At 63.2% G+C, this 22,946-nt stretch carries 15 protein-coding genes; 4 read left to right on the top strand and 11 right to left on the bottom strand.

Annotation, left to right across the window (positions count from 1 at the left end; genetic code table 11):
• Nucleotides 1-59: 59 nt before the first annotated feature.
• Nucleotides 60-1,271, bottom strand: a complete 1,212-nt coding sequence (locus tag MMAR10_RS13405) for a phosphoglycerate kinase (RefSeq protein WP_011644526.1) — start codon at nt 1,269-1,271, stop codon at nt 60-62.
• Between the two features lie 23 nt (nt 1,272-1,294).
• Nucleotides 1,295-2,305 carry a type I glyceraldehyde-3-phosphate dehydrogenase gene (gene gap / locus MMAR10_RS13410; RefSeq protein WP_011644527.1) on the bottom strand — a complete coding sequence of 337 codons (1,011 nt, stop codon included), beginning with the start codon at nt 2,303-2,305 and terminating at the stop codon, nt 1,295-1,297.
• A 385-nt stretch (nt 2,306-2,690) separates the two neighbouring features.
• Between gap and MMAR10_RS13415 the strand changes: the two genes are divergently transcribed.
• A complete protein-coding gene (locus MMAR10_RS13415) occupies nt 2,691-3,896 on the top strand; it encodes an NAD-dependent epimerase/dehydratase family protein (RefSeq protein WP_011644528.1) in 1,206 nt (401 codons plus the stop codon).
• Between the two features lie 114 nt (nt 3,897-4,010).
• Here the strand turns inward: MMAR10_RS13415 and MMAR10_RS13420 are convergent, their stop codons facing one another.
• From MMAR10_RS13420 to argE, 3 genes are all read right to left on the bottom strand, one after another.
• Nucleotides 4,011-5,345, bottom strand: coding sequence for a type II toxin-antitoxin system HipA family toxin (locus MMAR10_RS13420; RefSeq protein WP_011644529.1), 1,335 nt, complete (start codon nt 5,343-5,345; stop codon nt 4,011-4,013).
• Nucleotides 5,342-5,674, bottom strand: a complete 333-nt coding sequence (locus MMAR10_RS16465) for a helix-turn-helix domain-containing protein (RefSeq protein ID WP_083759587.1) — start codon at nt 5,672-5,674, stop codon at nt 5,342-5,344. Before MMAR10_RS16465 ends, MMAR10_RS13420 begins: the two co-directional genes overlap by 4 nt.
• A gap of 155 nt (nt 5,675-5,829) precedes the next feature.
• Nucleotides 5,830-6,999 carry an acetylornithine deacetylase gene (gene argE / locus MMAR10_RS13430; protein ID WP_011644531.1) on the bottom strand — a complete coding sequence of 390 codons (1,170 nt, stop codon included), beginning with the start codon at nt 6,997-6,999 and terminating at the stop codon, nt 5,830-5,832.
• 127 nt (nt 7,000-7,126) lie between these two features.
• Here argE and MMAR10_RS13435 point away from each other — a divergent pair, with 127 nt between their 5' ends.
• Together MMAR10_RS13435 and MMAR10_RS13440 are read left to right on the top strand one after the other, a co-directional pair.
• Nucleotides 7,127-8,629: a pilus assembly protein TadG-related protein gene (locus MMAR10_RS13435; protein ID WP_011644532.1), complete on the top strand. Its 1,503-nt coding sequence runs from the start codon at nt 7,127-7,129 to the stop codon at nt 8,627-8,629.
• 90 nt (nt 8,630-8,719) lie between these two features.
• Nucleotides 8,720-10,282: a pilus assembly protein TadG-related protein gene (locus MMAR10_RS13440; RefSeq protein ID WP_011644533.1), complete on the top strand. Its 1,563-nt coding sequence runs from the start codon at nt 8,720-8,722 to the stop codon at nt 10,280-10,282.
• Nucleotides 10,283-10,324: 42 nt separating this feature from the next.
• Here MMAR10_RS13440 and MMAR10_RS17175 read toward each other — a convergent pair whose 3' ends face one another.
• From MMAR10_RS17175 to MMAR10_RS13455, 3 genes are all read right to left on the bottom strand, one after another.
• Nucleotides 10,325-11,029 (bottom strand): FKBP-type peptidyl-prolyl cis-trans isomerase, encoded by a 705-nt coding sequence (locus MMAR10_RS17175; protein WP_011644534.1) that lies wholly within the window; start codon nt 11,027-11,029, stop codon nt 10,325-10,327.
• Between the two features lie 23 nt (nt 11,030-11,052).
• The gene (locus MMAR10_RS13450; RefSeq protein WP_011644535.1) at nt 11,053-13,899 is read right to left on the bottom strand and encodes a M16 family metallopeptidase; all 2,847 of its coding nucleotides are present in this window, start codon (nt 13,897-13,899) and stop codon (nt 11,053-11,055) included.
• 83 nt (nt 13,900-13,982) lie between these two features.
• Entirely contained in the window at nt 13,983-15,842 is a 1,860-nt protein-coding gene (locus MMAR10_RS13455; RefSeq protein ID WP_011644536.1) for a dipeptide ABC transporter ATP-binding protein, read from the bottom strand.
• Nucleotides 15,843-16,082: 240 nt separating this feature from the next.
• Between MMAR10_RS13455 and MMAR10_RS13460 the strand changes: the two genes are divergently transcribed.
• Nucleotides 16,083-19,517 (top strand): PAS domain-containing protein, encoded by a 3,435-nt coding sequence (locus tag MMAR10_RS13460; protein ID WP_011644537.1) that lies wholly within the window; start codon nt 16,083-16,085, stop codon nt 19,515-19,517.
• 23 nt (nt 19,518-19,540) lie between these two features.
• Here the strand turns inward: MMAR10_RS13460 and MMAR10_RS13465 are convergent, their stop codons facing one another.
• From MMAR10_RS13465 to MMAR10_RS13475, 3 genes are read right to left on the bottom strand one after another with little or no spacing between them, the layout of a single operon-like run.
• Entirely contained in the window at nt 19,541-20,776 is a 1,236-nt protein-coding gene (locus MMAR10_RS13465) for an ABC transporter permease (RefSeq protein WP_011644538.1), read from the bottom strand.
• A complete protein-coding gene (locus MMAR10_RS13470) occupies nt 20,773-21,453 on the bottom strand; it encodes an ABC transporter ATP-binding protein (RefSeq protein ID WP_011644539.1) in 681 nt (226 codons plus the stop codon). The genes MMAR10_RS13465 and MMAR10_RS13470 overlap by 4 nt, the downstream gene beginning before the upstream one ends.
• Entirely contained in the window at nt 21,453-22,934 is a 1,482-nt protein-coding gene (locus MMAR10_RS13475) for an efflux RND transporter periplasmic adaptor subunit (protein ID WP_011644540.1), read from the bottom strand. The genes MMAR10_RS13470 and MMAR10_RS13475 overlap by 1 nt, the downstream gene beginning before the upstream one ends.
• Nucleotides 22,935-22,946: the final 12 nt, after the last annotated feature.

Consider the following 22,946-nt stretch of genomic DNA (forward strand, 5'->3'; position numbering starts at 1 on the left):
CTTGCCCGACTTTTCATGTTACCGATACCATCCGATATGCGGCAAGTCAGCCCGAGGCGTCAAGCGACCAGTTCGGGCGTCCCCATGACGGCGGCAATGCCGGGCAGCGTCTTGCCTTCCATCCATTCCAGAAAAGCACCGCCGGCGGTTGAAATGAAGGTGAAATCACCGGACACGCCGGCCTGGTTAAGCGCCGAGACCGTGTCGCCACCGCCGGCCACGGCGATCAGCTCGCCTTCAACCGCCGCGCGGGCTGCGTATTTCGCCGCCTCGACGGTGGCGGCATCAAACGGTGGCGTCTCGAACGCACCCAGCGGACCATTCCAGATCAGGGTCGCCGACCTGTCGATCGCCTGACCGAGCGCAACCACCGTCGCCGGACCGCAATCGAGGATCATTTCATTGTCCTCAACGTCGGTGACCGCAGCGAGACGGGTCTCCGGGTTCGGCTTGAACTCCTTGGCCAGCACCACATCGGTCGGCAGCATCAGCTTGCAGCCGCTCTCTTCCGCCGCCGCGAAGATGGCGCGAGCGGTATCGACAAGATCGGTCTCGCACAAGCTGGACCCGACCTTGATTCCTTGCGCGTGCAGCAGGGTGTTGGCCATGCCGCCACCGACGAAGAGCGTGTCGACCTTCTTCACCAGGTTCTGCAGCAGATCGATCTTGGTCGAGACCTTGGCCCCGCCCACCAGGGCGATGACCGGTCGCTTGGGGCTTTCCAGCGCCGCGACCAGATGATCGATTTCCCGCTGCAGGGCCAGACCGGCATAGGAGGGCAGGTGATGAGTAATACCCTCGGTCGAGGCATGGGCACGATGGGCCGCCGAGAAAGCGTCATTGACGTAGAGGTCGCCCAGCTCGGCCAGTGCTGCGGCAAAGCCGGGATCATTGGTCTCTTCACCAGCTGCAAAGCGGGTGTTCTCGATCAGCAAGACTTCGCCGGCTTCCAGGTCCATCGTGGCGGCCACGGCATCTTCGCCTGACGTGACAGTCGAAAAATAGACCGCGTCGCCGAGCAGATCGGCCAGCGGCTGACAGACCGCTTCCAGCGACATCTCCGGTACGACGGCGCCCTTGGGTCGGCCGAAATGGGCCAGCAAGACCACTTTCGCGCCCGCCTCGGTGAGGTATTCGATCGTCGGCAGGGCGGCTTCCAGACGCGTCGCGTCGGTGACCTGCCCGTCCTTCATCGGCACGTTGAAATCAACGCGGACAAGCACGCGCTTGCCAGCGACGTCGGCATCCTGAATGCGGCGGATTTCGGTCATGGCGAAGCCTTTCAATGCTGAAACTAAAGGAATTTGCCCATGGCCACGGTCGTGTCGACCATGCGGCAGGCAAAGCCCCACTCATTGTCATACCAGGTCATGACCCGGGCCAGGCGCTCATCGATGACCTTGATCTTGTCGAGGGCGACGATGGAGGAGCGGCTGTCATGATTGTAATCGATCGAGACCAGCGGCAGGCTGTCATAACCCAGAACGCCCTTCATCGGACCGTCGGCGGCGGCCTTGACCGCTTCAGCGAGCTCTTCCGCCGTGGTGGCACGGCCCGGCGTGAAGACGAGGTCGATCAACGAGACGTTCGGGGTCGGCACGCGCACGGCGGCACCGTCGAGCTTGCCGACCAGTTCCGGCAGGACCAGGCCGACAGCCTTGGCGGCACCGGTCGAGGTCGGGACCATCGACATGGCGGCGGCGCGGGCGCGGTGCAGATCCTTGTGATTGCGGTCCAGCGTCGGCTGGTCGCCGGTATAGGCGTGGATCGTGGTCATGTGACCGCGTTCGATGCCGACGGCGTCATTGAGCACCTTGGCGACCGGGGCCAGGCCATTGGTCGTGCACGAGGCGTTGGAGACGATGATGTCATCCGCCGTCAGCTGGTCGTGATTGACGCCATAGACGATGGTCTTGTCGGCATTCTTGGCCGGAGCCGAGCAAAGCACCCGTTTGGCGCCCGCCTCGATATGGGCCATCGAGGCCTCTTTCGAGTTGAAGGCACCGGTACACTCCATGACAATGTCGACGCCCATATCACCCCAGGGCAATTGCGCCGGATTGCGATTGGAGACTTTCTGGATCTTGCCGAAACCGGCATCGATCCAGTCATCACCGACCTTGATCTCGCCCGGATAGCGACCATGGACACTGTCATAGGTCAGGAGGTGGGCATTGGTTTCGGGGGTCGAGCTGTCATTGATCGCGACGATCTCGACTTCGTCCCAGCGCTTGCTTTCAAGAACCGCGCGCAACGCCAGACGGCCGATACGACCAAAACCGGTAATCGCAACCCGAAGGGCCATACTCATCTCTCCATGTCAGAACACCGGACCGGGGAACGTCCGGAGGAAGTTGGCGCGGATTTAACGACCTTTGAGGTGCTAGTCCACCAATGCTGTGCGGGAATCGGCCGGAGACGGAAATTTTCCCATTTCAGGGCGCCGCAGTAACATCACTCCAAACCGGGGAGTATGGTGCATTTTTAGTGCCAGTTTCGGGCAAAATGCGCATTGATCCTCAATGATAACGTTACCGGCTGCACCATGCCGCTGCGTCGACTCCGACCGCATTCCAGGCCATCGCTGCATTTGGAGGCAGCAGTCCCCATAGCAGGCCACCTCTTGCCATGCCCGCGCGCCACTGCGAGAACGAAATGTCTAGGGATTTAACGTCAAGGGCAGACGTCGCATGAAAGTAATCGTTCTGGGCGGAGACGGCTTCTGTGGATGGCCGACCGCACTACACCTCTCCAATCTCGGCCACGAGGTTGTCATCGTCGACAATCTGTCGCGCCGCAAGATCGATATCGAGCTCGAGGTCGAGAGCCTGACCCCGATCCGGCCGATGTCGGAACGCCTGGCCGCCTGGAAAGAGGTGTCCGGTCGCGATATCGACTTTGTGTCGATGGATGTCGGCAAGGACTATCAGGAGCTGGTCGACCTGATCGAGGCCGAACAGCCCGACACGATCGTCCATTTCGCCGAGCAGCGCGCCGCGCCCTATTCGATGAAATCGGCCCGCCACAAGCGCTATACGGTCGACAATAATCTCAACGCCACCAATGACGTGCTCGCCGCCATCGTCGAGAGCGGCCGCGACATCCACCTCGTCCATCTCGGCACGATGGGCGTTTATGGCTATGGCACGGCCGGGATGAAAATCCCCGAGGGCTATCTCAAGGTGAAGGTTGAAACGGATGAGGGCCTGAAGGATCAGGAAATCCTCTACCCGGCCAATCCGGGCTCGATCTACCACATGACCAAGACCCAGGATCAGCTCTTCTTCCATTTCTACAACAAGAATGACCAAGTGAAGATCACCGATCTCCACCAGGGCATTGTCTGGGGTACGCAGACGGAAGACACAAAGCGCGATGAACGCCTGATCAACCGTTTCGACTATGACGGCGATTACGGCACCGTGCTGAACCGCTTCCTGATGCAGGCCGCCGTGAACTATCCGATGACCGTGCACGGCACGGGCGGCCAGACGCGCGCCTTCATCCACATCCAGGACACGGTGCGCTGCATCCAGCTGGCGGTCGAGAATCCGCCCAAGGCCGGCGACAAGGTCCACATTCTCAACCAGATGACCGAGACCCACCGGGTCCGCGATCTGGCCAAGATGATCTGCGACCTGGCTGGCGCCGAGATGCAGCTCGTCCCCAATCCGCGCAATGAAGCGGACGAGAACGACCTGCATGTCGAGAACAATACCTTCCTCCAGCTGGGCCTCAACCCGACCACGCTCGCCGATGGTCTGATGGAAGAAGTCACCGACATCGCCCGCAAATATGCGGACCGCTGCGACCACTCGAAAATCCCGTGTATTTCCTACTGGGGCAAGGGTCGCGAAGACGCGGCGGCCAACCCGACGGAAACGGCTGCGGAGTAGCGCGGGCCTGCATCCGGACAAGAAGGGCGCCCGCTGCGGCGCCCTTTTTTCTGGCCGCCCCCTCCAAACGTCATCCTGAGGCAAGTCAGGACCGGGCTCCACGCAGGCGCAGGCTCAGTCGACCGGGGAATGCAGCAAGGCGATCCGCCTCGTAACAGTCGCCGGCATGTTCGCGACGGCGGCGAAGCGGGGCCAGTCGGACACGGCGGCCGCGACCTCGCCGACAATGATCCGGGCGCGCGATTCCGCAATGCCGGTGTCCCGCGCCAGACGCAACAGGTCCGGCAGTGAGATATCCCGACCGACCCCGCCAAAGGACAGGCTGTGCTCGCCACCCGGACCGTTCGAAGGGGTCAGGTCATAGGCGGGTGACAGGCGCCAGCGCCAAGCTCCGTTATCGCCCTGGTCGAGCAGCACGGTGTGCTGACGCCCATGATCATCGCGATTGTGGGCCATCGCGTTGAAGGCCGCCCGGCGGAACGCCTCCTCGAGCGTTGGCATGTCGCGGGTCAGAGCATGCACCCAGCCCAGCAATTGGGCGTAGTCGAACGCGTATTTGCGATGATCGCTTTCGAGCGCTCCGGAGGCACTCAGCATGTGCCGCCGCCGCAATCGCACCGCGCCGTCAGCCTGGCTGACCACCTCGCGATCAAAACGGCGAATGGCAAAGAAGAGGCGGTCATCCCTGCCCGTCACCAGTCGGGTCTGCGGCATGTCGATTCCGGCGGCCCCGGCCATTTGCGCATAGGCATATTCGATGGTCGCCGCATGCCGATCATCTTCGCGTGCATTGAACTTGACGAGCCAGTGGCCGAAGGCAGGATCCGGATGCGCCGAGGCCGGACGCAGCCGCGCCGCATCGCCGCCCGCCTCCTCGATCTGGCAGACAATTTTTGGCCGGGCCCCGCCCGATCCACCCAATGCCTGTCGCAGTTCGACGGCGTCCGCCAGCGTTGGCTCACCCGCGTCGCGCAGAATCCGGTCTGCCGCGCCCGCCATGGCCGACAAGTCGATCTCTACCGGATCACCAGCCGCGCCCGCTTCCGGACGATAGACCAGCGCGCCCATGCCCGACGCACCGACAATCGCCAGTCGATGAATCGGCGTCAGCTCAGCACGGCGCAGGCCGCGCGCCTCGGCCTCACGGTCAATCAGCAGATTGCCCCAGCCATCCGGCAGACTGTCAGCGAACACGCCCTGCAAGCCGCCAAACTCGTCCCGCGTGCCGGCCCGCAATCGCGGACTGTCGAACGGCAGGCTGTGCGGCGATAGCGGCAATCGCGTCGCGATGGCGTCCGGTGCCGGCTCGAACACAGCCACGCGCCGCTCGGCAGACCAGGCCAGTCGCCCGACGGGCAGATCAATCACATCGACAGTCCCGCGCGCCAGTCCTTCCAGAGTGACGGCAAGCGGCTCGCCCAGCCTCCAGCGCGCAAGCGGCGCGGTCATGAGCTCGCCCTGCGGCGACCCGAAGCGCGCTGCCGGACGGGTTTCGCCTCCGCATCCAGCAAGTCATCGAGCGTCTCCGGCAGGCCGTCCTCGCCCCGAAACAGACCGCGCAATCCATCCTCGCACCCCAGCGCCACGGCCAATCTTGCGACGGTGAGGACCGGGGCCAGACCGGTTGTTTCAAAGCGCCGCAGGGTCGAGACAGGAACACCTGCCTGATGCCCCAACTGCTCACGGGTCAGGTTTCTTTGAAGTCGCAGCGCCATCAACGCCGCACCCATTTCACGGGCCAAGTCCGTCGGAGACAATTTTTTAATTGATATAACCATGTCAATTAAATCCAAAAAACAGATTCAATTGATACCATGATGCGCTTTATCTGGGAATGAATATCTCGGCAGCGCCGCCTCTGCTGGGCCGGCGCGCGAAACCAGACGACCCGGCCAGGCCCTGACCCGCGTCAGGGTGACGAGGATTCAAGCCCCTACCCCTCCAGCACCCGCACCATCTTTTCCAGAAACACACAGCACTGGTCGAGCTGGTCGATGGCGACGAACTCGTCCGGCTGATGGGCCTGGCTGATCGAGCCGGGACCGCAGACCACAACGCTCAACCCGGCAGCCTGGAACTGGCCGGCCTCGGTACCGTAGGACACGACACGGGTCGAGTTGTCGCCAGTTAGCTGGCGGGCGAGGCGCTCCGCGGCGCCGTCGATTTCCGGCGCGAAGGCGGGCACGTCCGAGCGAACCTTGATCTCGATCGAGGCTTCCGGTGCGCTCTTCTTCATCTCCGCCTCGATGATGGCCGCACGATTGCGCAGGCCGTCCGCCATGGCATGCGGGTCGTCCCACGGGCAGGGCCGCATCAGCGTGCCGAACTCACAGTCCAGCGCCAGGATGTTGAGCGCGGTCCCGCCCTTGATCTCACCGATGGTCAGCGTGCCATGCGGCGGATTGAAGGGGCTGTCGGCTGGCGCCGCCGCCTGCATCGCCTGCGCCTGGTCGACCAGGTATTGCATCAGCGGGACGGCATGGGTGACGGCACAGGCACCATCCCGAACGAGGGATGAATGCGCCTCGCGGCCCCGCACTTTCACCACGACCGAAAAGAGGCCCTTGTGCGCGGTAACGACCTTCATGTCGGTTGGCTCACCAACCACAACCATGGCCGGCTTCACCGGCCCTGCCATGATGCGGTCGATCAGAGCCGGAGCCCCGAGACAACCGACTTCCTCGTCAAAGGACAGGGCGATATGGACCGGCTTTTTGAGGTTCGCCGCGGCAATCGTCGGCGCCAGCGCCAGAATACAGGCCGAGAACCCCTTCATGTCACACGTGCCCCGGCCATAAAGCAGGCCATCGCCCTTGTCGGTCAGCACCCAGGGGTCAGAAGTCCAGGGCTGGCCATCAACCGGGACGACATCAGTATGACCGGACAGCACAACGCCACCATCAACCACCGGCCCGAAGCGGGCATGCAGATTGGCCTTGCTGCCATCCTCACTGGGGATGCGCTCACACACCGCGCCGAGCGCGAGGAGTTTGGCCTCGACATGGTCGATAAGCGGCAGGTTTGAGTTGCGCGACGTGGTGTCAAAGGCGACCAGCTCGCGCAGTTCTGTGATGGCGGTATCGAGATGGGTTGAGGCGGGCATGGCGACAATCTGATCCGTATTTGACTGTGGCTGTTATGGAGTTTTTCACGGCGATATCAAACAGCGCTGCGCTTGTCGGCCCGCTGCGGGCATCCTGTCGGTTGCTCAGGACAGGATCCAACCGCTCATGTGGCGCCAACTGCTCGACCGTCTAGCCGCTTTTCCGCGCAATCGCCGCGGCAATGTCGCCATGCTGTTTTCGTTGATGTTGATCCCGATCACGGTGTTGTCGGGCGGCGCTGTCGATATCAACCAGGCCTTGAACGCCCGGGCCCGGTTATCAGCCGCGCTGGACGCGGCAGCCCTCGCCGTCGGCGTGCACACCTCGGTCAGTGAAACGGAAGCGGCCGGCATTGCTTCGGAATTCATCGCCGCCAACTATCCGGATCGCGAACTTGGCCTGGTCGGCAATATTGTGGTCCAGCTCGACCCCGATCAGGATCGCGTGACAGTGGGCGCCGAATCCCGGGTGGAAACCATCGTGCTCGGGCTGATCGGGATCGAATACATCACCGTTCATTGGGAAAGCGAGGTCCAACGCGCCCGCTCCTCGCTGGAACTGGTCATGGTGCTCGACAATACCGGCTCGATGGGAGGCTCGAAAATATCCAGCCTGCGCTCGGCCGGCCTCCTGCTCACCGACATCCTGTTTGACGGCGCCGATCCGAACCGGTTGAAAATCGGATTGGTACCTTTTTCGGCGACGGTCAATGTCGGCACCTGGCACGAACGGGCCTGGTGGCTTGACGCCAACGCCCAGTCACCGCTCCACGCCGAGAATTTCGATCCCGCCGCCAATCGCTGGGATCTCTATGACAGCCTGCAGAACCGCGCCTGGGAAGGCTGTGTGGAAGCGCGCGCCATTCCGCATGATATCGAGGATACAGCGCCCGACACCGGATATCCGGAGACACTCTTCCTGCCCTATTTCGCGCCGGACGAATCCAACTATGCGAACAATGCCGGCTACGCCAATTCCTATCTCAATGACGGCATGGGCGGGTCCAATGAGCGGGCCCGGATGCGCAATACGCCGAAATACACCAATGCATGGATCAATTCGAGCAGTCGCGGTCCGGAATGGGGCTGCACCGCCAGACCGATCACCCCGCTAACCAATCAGCGCAACGTCATCGACGACGCGATTGAGGACATGATTGCCAGTGGCACCACCAATATCCCGATCGGGATCAGCTGGGGCGTCCGCGTCCTGTCGCCCGGCATGCCGTTCACCGAAGGCGTCTCCTATGATGAGGAAGGCACCATCAAGGCGATGGTCGTTCTGACCGATGGCGAGAACTATCTGGACGGCCGCAACAATCCCAACTACTCGCACTATTCCGGTTATGGCTACATGCGCGACGGGAGGTTGGGCATCCAGACTTCGTCGGACAGCACCATCCGCAATGCCCTGAATGACCGCACCGAGGCGGCCTGCGAGTACGCCAAATCGCTGGGCATCCGAGTCTACACCATCACCTTCCAGGTCAATTCCAGCTCGACCCGGGACATGATGCGCGACTGCGCCACCCATCCGACGCTCTATTTCGACAGCCCGTCCGACGACGCCCTGCGATCAGCCTTCGAGATGATCGCCGGCGATCTGACCAATCTGCGCCTGTCGAGATAGACTCGATTAACGCCCGGATAACCACGACTTATAACGCCCCCTTAATCCCGTTCCGATAGAATTTTATCAATTCTGTATTGGATCACTGCCATGCCGTTCCAAGGCCTGTTCAATCTTGGCGCCCGCCTTTGTCGCGAAACCCGCGGCAATGTCGCGACGATTTTTGCCCTCACCCTGGTCCCGGTCGCCCTGTTGTCAGGTGGCGCGGTCGATCTAAGCCAGTCGATGAATGCCCGCTCGCGCCTGGCCCAGGCCCTCGACGCAGCCGCCCTCGCAGTCGGCGTCAATACCAACCTGTCGAGCTCGGAAGCGACCGGTATCGCCAATGATTTCATCGCCGCCAACTATCCCGGCCGCGAGCTCGGCGTCGTCCAGAACGTCAATGTCTATATCGATGACGAAACCGACACGGTGACCGTTTCGGGCGAGGCCCGTGTGCGCACCACCATGCTGGGCATGATCGGTCTCGACTACATCACGGTTCACTGGGAGAGCGAGGTCCAGCGCGCCCGCCAGCGGCTGGAGCTGGTCATGGTACTCGACAATACCGGCTCGATGGGTGGCTCGAAGATCCGCAATCTGCGTGAAAGCGCCGAGTTGCTGACCGGCATCCTTTTTGATGCGGCTGACGACCCGAGCGATGTGAAGATCGGCCTCGTCCCCTTCGCTGCCACGGTGAATGTCGGAACCAATCATGCGCGCGCCTGGTGGATGGACCCGGATGCCTTGTCCCCGGTCCATGCCGAATGGGCAGGCGGCAATCCGGTCGAGATCGAGACCTGCTCCGGCCGGGGCCGGGGCCGGCGCCGACGTTGCCAAACCGAAGAGATCTGGGTCAATCACTGGGACCTGTTCGACCAGCTTCGCAATACCGGGTGGGAGGGCTGTGTTGAAGCTCGGCCGATCCCGATGGATATCGACGATACACCACCCAGCATCGGCAATCCGAGCACGCTCTTTGTGCCGTATTTCGCGCCGGACGAGCCGGATAACGGCAGCTATTCCAACAGCTATCTCAGTGACGGTGTCAGTGGCGGTGTCAGCGAGCGACTGCAGGCGCTCGACAAATACGATAATGGCCGACCGAACCGCGAAGGGCCGAACCGGTCCTGCACCACGACACCGGTCACCCCCCTGACTTCGACCGAGCGCACGGTGCTCAACGCAATCGGCGACATGGGCGCCAGCGGCACGACCAATATCCCCAATGGTGTCGGCTGGGGTATCCGGCTCATCTCGCCCGGCGCGCCCTTCACCGAAGGCTCCGCCTGGGACGATGATGAATACATCAAGGCGATGGTGATCCTGACCGATGGCGACAATGTCATGAGAGGGCGCAATACGGACCAAATGTCGGACTATGAAGCCTATGGATTTGTTGCCGACGGGCGCCTTGGACGTCGGTCTTCGAGTAGCAATGTCCTGTCCAACGAACTCGACGACCGCACCGAAGCAGCCTGCGCCTATGCCAGGTCACTGGGCATTCGCGTCTACACCATTACCTTCCAGGTCAATTCCAGCTCCACCCGAAGCCTGATGCAGAACTGCGCCAGCAATCCGAGCCTGTATTTCGACTCGCCCTCATCGGAAGCGCTGGAAGACGCCTTCGAGATGATCGCCGGTGACCTGACAAACCTGCGCCTGTCGCGTTAAACGACAGGCGACAGGCCGTCTCATTCGAATTCCGGAGCGGGGTCAGCCCGGCAGGTCGAGCAATTCCAGCTCGAACACCAGCGCCATATTGGGGCCGATCGGGCCGCCCGGCGTGCCGCGCATGCCGTAGGCCAGATCGGGATGGATGAAGAGCTCCCAGCGCTCGCCGACCTGCATCAGCGGCAGGGCCTCGACCCAGCCGGCGATCAGGCGATCGGACGGGAAGGTCGCCGGCTCGCCGCGCGTCCAGGAACTGTCGAATTCCTCGCCATTGAGCAGCTGGCCGCGATAATTCACCGTCACCACGTCACCGCGCATCGGGCTGGCACCCTCTTCCACCGCCGTACGGATGCGGAATAGCAGGCCGGACGGCAGGGCGAACACGCACGGCTCATCGAGCATGGCGGTCAGATAGGTATCGGCCTGGGCGCCATTGGCGGCCGGATCGGTTGCATCTTCGGGAAGGTCGACCAGCGGGATGGTCACGCTGTCATCGACGGAACAGGCGCGGGCCTCATCGACAACCAGCTGGCGGGCGATCAGTAGATCGAGATTGGGCACGACGCGATGCGCCAGTTCCAGGCGGGCGCGCAGGGCGTCGGCATCGCCGGCAGCGATGGCGTCGGTCAGGGAGGTATTGGAGGTCATGGTCTCGGTTTCAGTTTCGGTTGTGGCCGTGTCGGCGGGTTGCGAACAAGCCGACAGCGCCAGGGCGCAGCAGGTCGCGGCGAGGGCAAAACGGGTCATGGAATTATCCTGTTTGCTGGGAATTATTCGGTGTCGCGCGGCACGATGGTGACACGCCAGCTGCGATCGGGAGCGACATAACTTGCCGCTAGGGCAACAAGGTCGTCGCGGGTGACACTCTCATAGTCTGAGCGCAGGGACCGGATCCGGTCCAGCCGGTCGGGATGGGCCCAGGACTGCGACAGCCAGGCCATCCAGGCACCATTGTTTTCCTGCGCATTCTCGATCCGCTCGAGCAGCGGGGTACGGGCCCGCAGGAATTCGTCATCGCTGATCGACCCGGCGGCCAGGTCGGCGGCCAGCTCATTGATCGCGGCATAGGTCTGGTCAACCGTTTCCAGGCGGACATCGGCGCCGACATAGAGATAGCCATAGTCAGGATAGACGTCGGACTCGCTGACCGCATTGGAAGCGGAATAGGTCAACCCTTCCCGTTCGCGAAGGCGCTCGGTCAGCTTGAGATCGAACACCGCATTCAGCAGCGCCATCGCGCGCGTACGGGCCGGATCACTGTCGTCAAAGGTCGGCCAATAGACATTGGCACGGGCCTGGTTCGCCGGTCCGTTGTGCAACAGCACGACCGGTTCAGCGACCGGTTCCGGGAAGACCACAGTGCGGGCCTCGGCATAATCGGGCCAGGTGTCGGCCCGGTCCGGCAGGGCTCCCAGCGTCGGTGCCAGGGCTTCGATCAGGGCTTCCTCGCTGACATCGCCAACAATCGTCACCTCGATCGGCGCGCTTTCCAGCGCCGGGGTCAGGAAGTCGCGGATCGCGGCCATGTCGACACCGGCCACCTGTTCCGGATCGGGCAGGCCATAGCGCTCATCGCCGGAGCGGATCAGGCGCGCGACTTCAGCCGACATCACACCGCCCGGCGTTGAGTAGGAATTGCGGCGGATCTCCGGGATCACGGCGCGAAACTGGTCCATCCCCTCCTGGCGCCAGCCCGGATCGGTCAGGAAGGCGGTCAGAAGATCCATCTGGATACGCAGATCGCCCGGCGTTGTCCCGGTGTTGAAGGTGAAGCTGTCATCACCGACACTGAAGCTGTAGCCGATATTGCGACCGGCGAGGACCCGGCCCAGCTCATCGGCGGAATGCTCGCCCAGACCGGACGCCGTGAACACCGAACCGGCAATGATATCAACCGCCGGCACCGCCCGCGGCTCCAGCTCACCGCGACCGAAATCGAGGCGGACACGCACCGTTCCGTCTTCAAAGTCGGTCTGTTTGAAGGTCACCGCGACGCCATTTTCAAAGCGCAGGCGCACCACACCCAGATCGTCGATCGTTTCGCGCGAGGCGATGGCGCCGGCAGGACCGAAATCAGTGTAGGCAAAACTCAGATCGCCATGATCTTCCGGCGCTTCGACCGGCTCTAGCGCGCTGGCCTGCCAGGCTTCGATCAGCCCGGTCTGCGGGTCTTCCAGCTCGACCGATGTGGCCAGGAAGAGCAAGGGCTCGACCCCGTCCCAGCGGGCTTGGAAGGCCGCCGAAACCGCTTCGGGCGTGACATCCGCCAGGGTCGCTTCAAAGCGTTCCAGCATGGATTGCGGTGTCGTGAGCACCTGGTCCGAGCGCCAGTTCGACCAGATCTGGTCGGCCAGGCCGGAAGTCGGGCGCGTGCCCGCCTGCTCGGCCCCGTCGCGCAGGGCGGTGTGGAGATTGGCGATCTGTTCGTCGAGTTCGGCCCGGGTGAAGCCATGCTCCAGCGCCCGGCGCAATTCCTGCTCGACTGCAGCCACACCCTCTTCCCAGCGATCCGGGCGGGCAATCGCCAGCACCGAGGCCCGGTCGGCAATGCCGAAGTCCGAGCCGTGATTGGCGGCCGCCTGGATCAGCGGCGAGGTGCCCGAACTGGTCAGGGTGGCGAAGCGACGGCTGAGAATGGCATCGCCGATATTGGCGAGATTATTGTCAAAGCGGGCGGCCGCACTGTCGAGGACCGGGGTGAAGGGTCGCACAGCGTCGACGGTGAAAATGGTGTAGATTTCCGGGTCATGGAAATAGCCGGCCGAGATTGGCCGGTCTGCCGACACGGTGCCCAGATCCGGGTCCTCGCGGGGGGCCTCAAGACCTTCCCAATCGGCGAAACTGGCTTCGATCCGGGCAATCACCGCCTGCGGGTCGACATCACCGACCACAACCACCATGCCGCGCTCGGGCGTGTAGAAGTTCTCGTAATAGTCGACGAAACGCTCACGCTGGGCGTTTTCCAGGACATCCGTTGTGCCGATGGCGTCACGATCCGGGATCAGGGTGTCCGGCAGCCGGAAGCGCCAAAGCGCATTGTTCCAGCGACGGATCGGCGTGTTGCGGACGCGTTCCTCTGACAGCACCACGCCACGCTCGCGGTCGATCGCCTCGGGATCGAACAGGATTTCGCTGGCGGTCTGCCGCATCAGGAAGAGCGCGGTCTCTACAGCCTCGTCTCCGGCATCGGGCAGATCAAGCTGGTAGCCGACCGTCTCATAGCCGGTGAAGGCATTGGTATCGGGTCCGAATTGCAAACCGAAGCGCTCCAGCAGGGGCACCATCTCGCCCTCGGGAACGTCGGTGGTGCCGTTGAAGGCCATGTGTTCGATGAAATGGGCCAGGCCGCGCTGGTCGTCGGCTTCGCCGAGCGAGCCCATATTGAAGACCATGCGCACCGAAGCGACATTGGGCGGCGTTTCATTGGTCCGCACCGCATAGCGCAAACCGTTTTCGAGCTGACCGTAGATGATGTCGGGATCGGCCGGGAGATCTGTGACCTCGTGGACGAAGGCATAATCGGTCGGCACCACCGCCTCCGGTGCCGGCTGACACGCGGCGAGCGCCAGCGCCAGTATGACTGACAGGCCTGTTCCGGTTCCGATTTTCAACGCCATCTGGACACTCCCGGTCATGGTTACAGGTCCGGAACCTAGAGGTGTCCGGTTCAAAGTCGAGTGAAATAGCCGCAAATTCCGTGTCAGCCGGCGGGCCGTTCGAACGGGTCGTGCTCGGCGACCCAGTGCCCCTCGGCCACTTCCATCAATTGCGGCCGGTACTGGTCAGCATCCGGATCATCGACCAGCTTGGACTTCATGAAGCGCAGCTGGGCGCGGCTGTCCATCGGCGAAGGAAGCTCGCCGTCCAGCTTGACGCGGACCCGGGCTTTCTCGACCACCGGGTCCGGCACCGGGACGGCGGAGATCAGGGCCTGGGTGTAAGGGTGACGTGCGTCTTCATAGATATTGGTACGGTCTGCCAGTTCCACGATCCGGCCGAGATAGAGGACCATGACCCGATGCGAAATCTCGCGCACGACCGAGAGGTCGTGAGAGATGAAGATCATCGACAGGTCCATTTCCTGCTGCAGCTTGATCAGGAGCTCGATGATCTGGGCCTGGATCGACACGTCGAGTGCCGAGACGGCTTCGTCGCAGATCACCAGCTTGGGTCGCAGGATCATGGCGCGGGCAATGCCGACGCGCTGGTTCTGGCCGCCGGACAGCTCGTGCGGGTAGCGGTTGATCATGTTCGGGTCGAGGCCGACCTTTGCCATCATCTCCTTGACCACCCCTTCACGTTCCGCGCGCTTCATGGATTTGCGGAAAGTCAGGAGCGGTTCCTCGATCGAGGCGCCAATGGTCATGCGCGGGTCAAGCGAGGCGAGCGGATCCTGGAAGACGATCTGGAATTCCTCGCGGGTCTTGCGCAATTCATTGCGCTTGAGGCTCAACAGGTCGCGACCAATCCAGGACACGGCGCCCTCCTGGGCCGGGACCAGTCGCAGCACGGCGCGGGCCAGGGTCGACTTGCCACAGCCGGACTCGCCGACCACGCCCAGGGTTTCACCCGGCCGCAGGTCGAAACTGATGCCGTCGACGGCGCGCAGTGTCTTGTAGGTCGGGCGCAGGCCGCCGGAGACCTGGATCGGGAACTGGACCTTGACGTTGTCGACCGCCAGAAGCGGCTCGGCATCGGCCGCCGCGGCAACCGGTTTCAGCGTTGTGTGTCCCGGACGATCGGGGCGATCAAGGCGCGGCATGGCTTCCAGAAGCATGCGCGTATAATCATGTTGGGGATTGGCGAAAATGTCCTCGATCGTGCCGCCTTCGACATAGACACCGTGCTTCATCACCTGGGCCCGGTCGGCCATGCGGGCGACAACGCCCATGTCGTGGGTGATCAGGGCCAGAGCCGCACCGGTGTCACGCTTCAACTCGTCCATGATGTCGAGCACTTCGGCCTGCACCGTCACATCGAGCGCAGTGGTCGGCTCGTCGCAGATCAGGAGATCGGGCTCGCACAGCATCGACATGGCGATCATGACACGCTGGCGCATGCCGCCGGACAGTTCATGCGGGTATTGCGCCAGTCGGCGCTTGGCCTCGGGAATGCGGACCCGGTTGAGCCAGTCCAGCGCCCGAGCCTCGGCCGCCTTGCCGCGCATCTTCATATGGATGCCAAGAACTTCCTGCATCTGGTCGCCGACCGTCATGTGCGGCGTCAATGAGGTCAGCGGATCCTGGAAGATCATGGTCATCGACCGGCCACGCACCCGGTTCAGCTTGCTCGCAGGCAGACCAAGTATTTCCTTGTCGCGGTATTTGATCGAGCCCGTCGCCTTGCCGTTGGACGCCAGCAGGCCCATCGCCGCCAGGAAGGTCTGGCTCTTTCCTGATCCCGACTCACCGACGATCGCCAGGCATTCCCCGGCATTGATTTCCAGGGACACGCCCTTGACCGCCTCGACTTCACCGTCGGGGGTCTGGAAGTTCACGTTCAGATCGGAGACCTGCAAAATCGGCGCTGTCGTGGACAAATCGGCTGTGGCCTTGGGCACAATAATACTCCCCAAATACTCGGTAACCGGGGAGCATATCGACACAATGGCTGATGACCAGCCTCGTTCTCATCCCCAACTGCCCGCGGCGTGGAATGTCTTTGCGTGACCAGTGCAATACACTGGTGCTAAGCTTCCGACGCATCAAACCTTTTCATTCCGGGCGGGACTCAGTCACACTGCAGGCCGAGGATCGGCCAAAAGGTGGTGGATGAGACTGGCTGCGGGAGCACTGACGCGATGACCTCACGGTCCGCCGACATACAGCGCGCCTTGTTCGCCTGCTCCCCCTTGGCCATCGTGACGCTGGACGCTGCCGGCACCATCAACGCGGTGAACGCGGCCGCGATCGAGCTTCTGGGCCATGACCAGGCCGACCTGATCGGCAAACGGGCGCAGATCGTGTTCGCCGACCCGCGGGCCTACGACCAGCTTGAAGCGACCCGGTTCAACATACCCAGCGGCATGCCCGAAGGGCGTTTCACAGCCCGCTACCGCACCCGTAACAGTCGCATCTTTGATGGTGAAACCGTTGCCGCCCGGGTCGCCAGTGAAGGGGCCTACGGAACGGGCACCCTGTTGTTCATACGCGATGTCACCGCCGAACTCGCTCTGAAGGCCAAACTCGAGGCAAGCGACATCCAGCTGCGCGCGGCGCTGGCTTCGGCCAATGAAGGCGCCTTCTCGCTCAATCTTGTCACCCGGCTGGGATCGACGCGCGGCTTTATCAACGAGTTCCTCGGCATTGCCAGTGCCGACGCCACCATTTCGCTGGAACGCTGGCTGGAAATAACCGCCGAGGACGACCGTGCCCGGCTGGCCGAGGCTTTCGAAACCCTGCGCACCCACCCCACACATCCGCTCGACATCGTGTTCCAGGCAACCCGCGCGGATGAGGTCATGCGCTGGCTGCACATGCGGGGGAAAGTCACCGAATTCAACCGCGACGGGTCACCATTGCGGGTTTCCGGCGTCATCGCGGACACCACAGAACGCCATGCCCTCGAAACCAAGCTTGCCGCACGCGAACGACAACTCGCCGAAGCGATCGAATTCGGATCGAGCGGTGTCTGGGAGGTCAACCCGGCCACACTGAAAGTCGCACCCATCGGGCCGATCCGGGCGATGCTGGGCCTGACGGACGAGGAGGTCGAAATAGACGGGGCGCTCTGGCTGGAATCCACCCATGAGGCCGAGCGCGGCGAAGTCGCCCGGCAATTACGGGCCATGGCAGAAGGCACTTCCAATGTCCTTGACGTGGAATACCGCCTGCGGGACGCCCGTTCGGGAAACTGGATCTGGCTGCGCTCCCGCGGCGCTCTGAAACCGGACACCGAGCCCCCCACCGCGGTCGGCATGTTGTTCGATATCACCGAACTCAAACAGCTCGAGCTCAAACTCGCCGAAACCGAACGGTTGATGCGCGAAGGCCTTGAGGGCGCCAATGATGGCGCCTGGAGCATGGACGTTCAGTCCAACCAATTGACTGTTTCCGGCCTGATTTCGCGCCTTCTGACAGTCGAGGACGGTGCGACGATCACCCTGGACGACTGGTTTTCCCTGCTGCCGGCGGATGGCGAACCGGTTGCCCGAAGCCGGTTTCGCGACTTCACCGACCAGACTCGCGACCAGACGGGCGCCGGAACCAGTCAGGACCTGGGCCGCTTCCGGGTGATCGGGCCGGACAGCTCGGAAGTCTGGTTACGTTCGCGCGGACGCGTGGTCGAATGGACGCCAGACGGGCAGGCGCGTCGCGCCGCCGGCATCGTCAGCAATATTACCGAGGAACGGCGCCTCGAACGGGCCCTCGCGGAAAGCGACAGGCGGCTGCGCGAAGCGCTGCTGGCAGCGGGCGAAGGCGCCTGGCGGATCAATTTGAGAACCCGCATTGGCGAGGTCAGCGCCATTATCGCGGAGATGCTGGGGCTGCCACCCCGGGACGCCCGCGTCACCTATGATGACTGGGAAACCCGCATCCACCCGGACGATCTCGATACCGCGCGCGAAGCGTTTATGGCGCTCCGGGCTGGCGAACGCGACTCGATTGATATCGTTGTGCGCTACCAATCCGAGGTCGGCGGCTGGATCCGCATCCACAATCGAGGCCGCATTTCGGATCGCGATACCCATGGCAATCCCACCGTGGCCACCGGCTTCATCGCCGACATCACCGAACGGCTGGCCACGCAGGAGGCGCTCGCGGATCGTGAGCAACAACTCTTCCAGGCCGTGACTGCCGCCGCGCTTGGCACCTGGCGGATCGACCTGGTTGACCAGACCATCAATTTGCGCGGCACGATCGTGGCCCAGCTGTTTGGCGACGACGAAACGCGAACCCTCCCCATCTCGGAATGGCGAGAACACATCCATCCGGACGACCTGGTCGCGGTCGACGCCTCGGTGGCCCACATACTCACCGTCGATGACGTCCAGGCCGACGACCAGTATCGGCTGCGAGACTGGGCCGGTGATTTCGTCTGGCACCGCTCGACCGGTCGCATTGTCGAGCGCGACGAAAACGGCCGGGCGACGGCCGCTTCCGGCGTGCTGTGGAATATCGATGCCACACGGCGGCTGGAATCCCTGATGGCGGAGGAGCGGGCCCGGTTCGAGCGCATCTACCGGGCCACACCGGCGATGATGCACACCATCGACAATGAAGGCTTCATCGTCGAAGTCAGCGACTTCTGGCTGTCTCATCTGGGCTACAAGCGGTCCGAGGTGATCGGGCGTCGATCAACCGATTTTCTTGACCCGGAATCGCGCGAGCGCGCCATCAATGTCGAATTGCCCAAGCTGTTCCAGATGGGCAAGAACACGCATACGGCCTACCGCTTCCTGCGCAAATCGGGTGAGCCGGTCGACGTATTGCTGTCCTCATTCCTCGAGCGCGACAAGGAAGGCAATCCGGTCCGTTCCTATGCCACGCTCACCGACATCACCGAGCTCAAGGCGACCAATGCCCAACTGGAACGCACCAACCGGGAACTCGATCGCTTCGCCACGGTTGCCTCTCATGACCTGCAGGAACCGTTACGCAAGGTTGCGGCCTTCTCCTCGCTTGTCCGGCGGCGTTATTCCGACAAGCTGGATGAGGATGGGGCTCGCAGTCTGGATTACCTGGCCGATGCGGCCGAGCGAATGCAGCGCCTGATCAACGAGCTCCTGTCCTATTCCAAACTCGCCAGCCAGCCCCTCAACCTGACCGACATCGACATGTCGGCGTTGGTCAGGGACATCATTGACCAGCTGGAAACACCGATCAGCGAGAACAATGCGCAGATAACAGCGACCGAACTCCCGGTGATCCAGTCCGACCGCGTCCTGCTGACACAGATCCTGCAAAACCTGATTTCAAACGCAGTGAAATACCGTGGCAAGGCCGACCCCGTCATCACGATCAAGGCTTCGGAGGACGAAAGTGGACGGACCTTCATTGTCGCCGACAACGGAATCGGCCTCGAGATGCGCTTCGCCGAAAAGATTTTCGCGCCGTTCCAGCGCCTTCATACCCGCGACCAATATGAAGGCACCGGGATCGGTCTGGCGGTCGTGAGACAGGCCGTCGAACGGCTCGGCGGCACAATCCGGGTCGACTCCGAACCGGGCAAGGGTTCGACATTCATCTTCGACCTGCCGCGCACACCGCCCAAACCGCGCGGAGAGGCTGACTGACAGTCCGGCCTCCCGGATGCTGCCTACTCGAAGCGCAGCGCGTCGATCGGGTTGAGCCGCGAGGCCCGGTGCGCCGGGTAGAGGCCGAAAAACACACCGACAAAGGCCGAGGCACCAATGGCGATGGCCACGATGACGGGGTCGATCAAGATTTCCAGCTGGCCGACCTCGGCATAGATCAACGTGCCACTGACACCGACCACCAGTCCGACCAGACCGCCGATCACGCACAACACAATACTCTCGATCAGGAACTGGTTGCGGACATCGGCGCGGCGCGCACCGACCGCCAGTCGCAGGCCGATCTCGCGAGTCCGCTCGGTCACCGAGACCAGCATGATGTTCATGATCCCGATACCGCCGACCAGCAGCACGATGCCGGCACCGACAGCGAGCAACAAGCCAAGCTGGCTTTCAGTCTCGTTGCGGGCACGGATGAACTCGGCCAGCGAACCGACCGCGAAATCATCCTCGGCGCCCGGCTGGATATCGCGGCGGATGCGCAAGAGATCCTCAATGTCGGCAATCACGCGCGAAGTCGATTCGCCCGGCGCTATATCGGCATAGATGGTCGACACGGCGTCGCGCACTGTCGCGCTCATGCCCGCGCCGAAGCGCTGACGCACGGTGGAGAGCGGAGCGAAGACAACATCGTCCTGGTCCTGCCCCCACGAGCTCTCTCCTTTCGGTTCGAGCGTGCCGATCACTTCAAAGGGTTGGGCACCTATTCGGATTGACTGGCCCAGCGGGCTGGCGCCGTCGAACAGTTCGCGAATAATCGTCTGACCGACCACGGCATAGCGTCGCCCGCCTGTGTCCTCGGCACCGGAAAAGGCCCGGCCCTCATCAATCACCCAGCCACGGGCGGAAAAATAGTCAGGGTTCACGCCCTGAATTCGGGAGGTCCAGTTGATGCCGCCAAAGACCATGGTCGTACCCGACGAGACCTCACCCGACACACCGGCCAGACCGGCGACCTGTTCGCGGATGGCGACGACATCGCCATCGGTCAACGGGTCAGCCGAACCGGCACCGCCGCGCCGCCCGCCGAACATGGACGAGCCCGGACGGATGATGAGGAGATTGGCACCAAAACTGGCGATCTGCGCCTCGACCGCCTGTTTCGTGCCCTCGCTGATCGAAACCAGCACGATGACAGAGGCGACGCCGATGATGACACCGAGCATGGCGAGCGCACTGCGCAGCGCATTGATGCGCAGGGCGGTCAGCGCAACCCGGAGCGAGGCAAGGGCGTTCATGAGCGGTCCTCCACAACGACGCCGTCCCTGAATACGATCTGGCGGCGGGCATGATCGGCGACTTCCTGCTCGTGCGTCACGAGGATGACGGTGATGCCTTCGCGATTGAGCTGGTCGAAGATGGCCATGATGTCATTGGACGTCTTGGTGTCCAGCGCCCCGGTCGGTTCGTCGGCGAGCAGGATTTTGGGATCGTTGACCAGCGAGCGGGCAATAGCGACACGCTGTTGCTGGCCGCCGGACAATTGCGCCGGATGGTGATCGGTCCGATCGCCAAGCCCGACCTGGTTCAGGCGCTTCATGGCGCGTTCGACCCGTTCGCGATGCGGCAGGCCGGAATAGACCAGCGGCAGGGCCGCATTCTCGACCGCGCTCGTGCGTGGCAGGAGATTGAACTGCTGGAAGACGAAACCGATGGTCCGGTTGCGAAAGCGCGACACGGCATCCGGCCCCAGCGCCCGCACATTCTCGCCGGCAATCCGCAACTCGCCCGAGGTCGGCTGGTCGAGGGCGCCGAGCAGGTTCATCAGGGTCGACTTGCCCGAGCCCGATGTCCCCATGATGGCGACATACTCACCGGCCTCGATATCGAGCGAAACGCCATTGAGGGCATGCACCGTCTGGTCGCCCATCGTGTAGGTCTTGACCAGATCGCGACACTCGATCAGCGCCGGCATTATTCGCGTACCTCGCGGGCTCGCGTGATGACCGCATCGCCGGCCTGGAGCTGACCACCGACCACCTCGGTCTGCTGGGTATCATTGATGCCCACGCGGACGCGGCGCTCGGCCAGGGTACCGTCGGCCTCCAGCACCCAGAGGGTGACATTGCGGGTCTCGCGCATCTCGCGTTGGATTTCGCGGTAGCGGGTCATCTGTTCCGGCGTGAGCACACCCTGCAGCTCGCGATTGATCTCGGCCTGGGCCGCAGCGCGGTCCGGTGTCTCGCCGGATTGGGCGGCGGCGGCCATCCGACCGAAAACCTGGCGGAAGATCGCACCGGCGCGTTCCTGCTGGTCAGCCGTTAGATCCAGCTGCTCGGCCATTTGCGCCATGGGATTGCGCCCGCCGCCAGGACCGCCACGCCCACCGGGACGGCCACCGGGGCCGCCACCGCGTTGCCCGCCCGCCTCGACCGGCTGCGCGCGGCTTTCCAGTGCCGGTGAGGGGCGAAAGCGCAGGGCCGAATTGGGAACCGTCAGCACGCCGGTCCGCTCGCCGGTTATGATGTCCATATTGGCCGTCATCCCAGGCAGCAGGCGCTGACCGGGATTGGCTGCCGAGACCACCACCGTATAGGTGACCACATTGCTGAGCGTCTGCGGTGCCAGGCGGATCTGCTCGACCACGCCGGTCAGTTCGAGGCCCTGATAGGCATCAACCGTGAAAGAAACCGGCTGGCCCTCGGCAATCTGGCCGATATCGGCCTCGTCGACCTGGGCGTCGATCTGCACCTGGCCGAGATCCTGGGCGATGGTGAACAGGGTCGGTGCTGACAGGCTGGCGGCCACCGTCTGGCCCTCATCGACCGCCCGGTCGACGACAATGCCATTGATCGGCGCGCGGATCGTGGTCCGCTCGAGGTCGATCTGCACGCCCTCCAGAGTCGCGTCACGCTGGGCGAGGACAGCCTGTGCGTTGCGGATCTGGGCGTCGGAGACGGCCAGATTGGCCTGCGCCGCTTCCTGCGCCGTCAGCGCATTGTCGAGCGCCGCCTGAGCCGAGATACCCCGGTCGAACAGGGCCCGAACACGGTCATATTCCTGTTGCGCGGAGCGGGCATTGGCCACCGCTGTCAGGCGATTGGCGCGTTGCAGGGCGAGCGTCGCCGCGGCAGTCGCGCGATTGGCCTCGGCTTCGCGGATACGGGTTTCATAGGTCTCAGGATTGAGCTGGGCGATGACCTGGCCCGCTTCCACCGAGTCGTTGAAATCGGCATAGAGGCTTTCGATCTGGCCGGACAGCTGCGAGCCGACCTCAACGGTCACCAGTGCACGCACCGCACCCGAGGATGAGACGATACGGCGCACTTCGCCCTCGGCGACCTCATGGGTCTCGATAACGATCTCGCCGGCACCGTCGGCCCCGCGCGACATCCACCACCAACCAGCCGCAGCCAGCACCAAAAGACCGACCACACCGATCCAGATCCGTTTCATCGACATCATTCC

The organism is Maricaulis maris MCS10 (genome assembly GCF_000014745.1).
GTDB lineage: Bacteria > Pseudomonadota > Alphaproteobacteria > Caulobacterales > Maricaulaceae > Maricaulis > Maricaulis maris_A.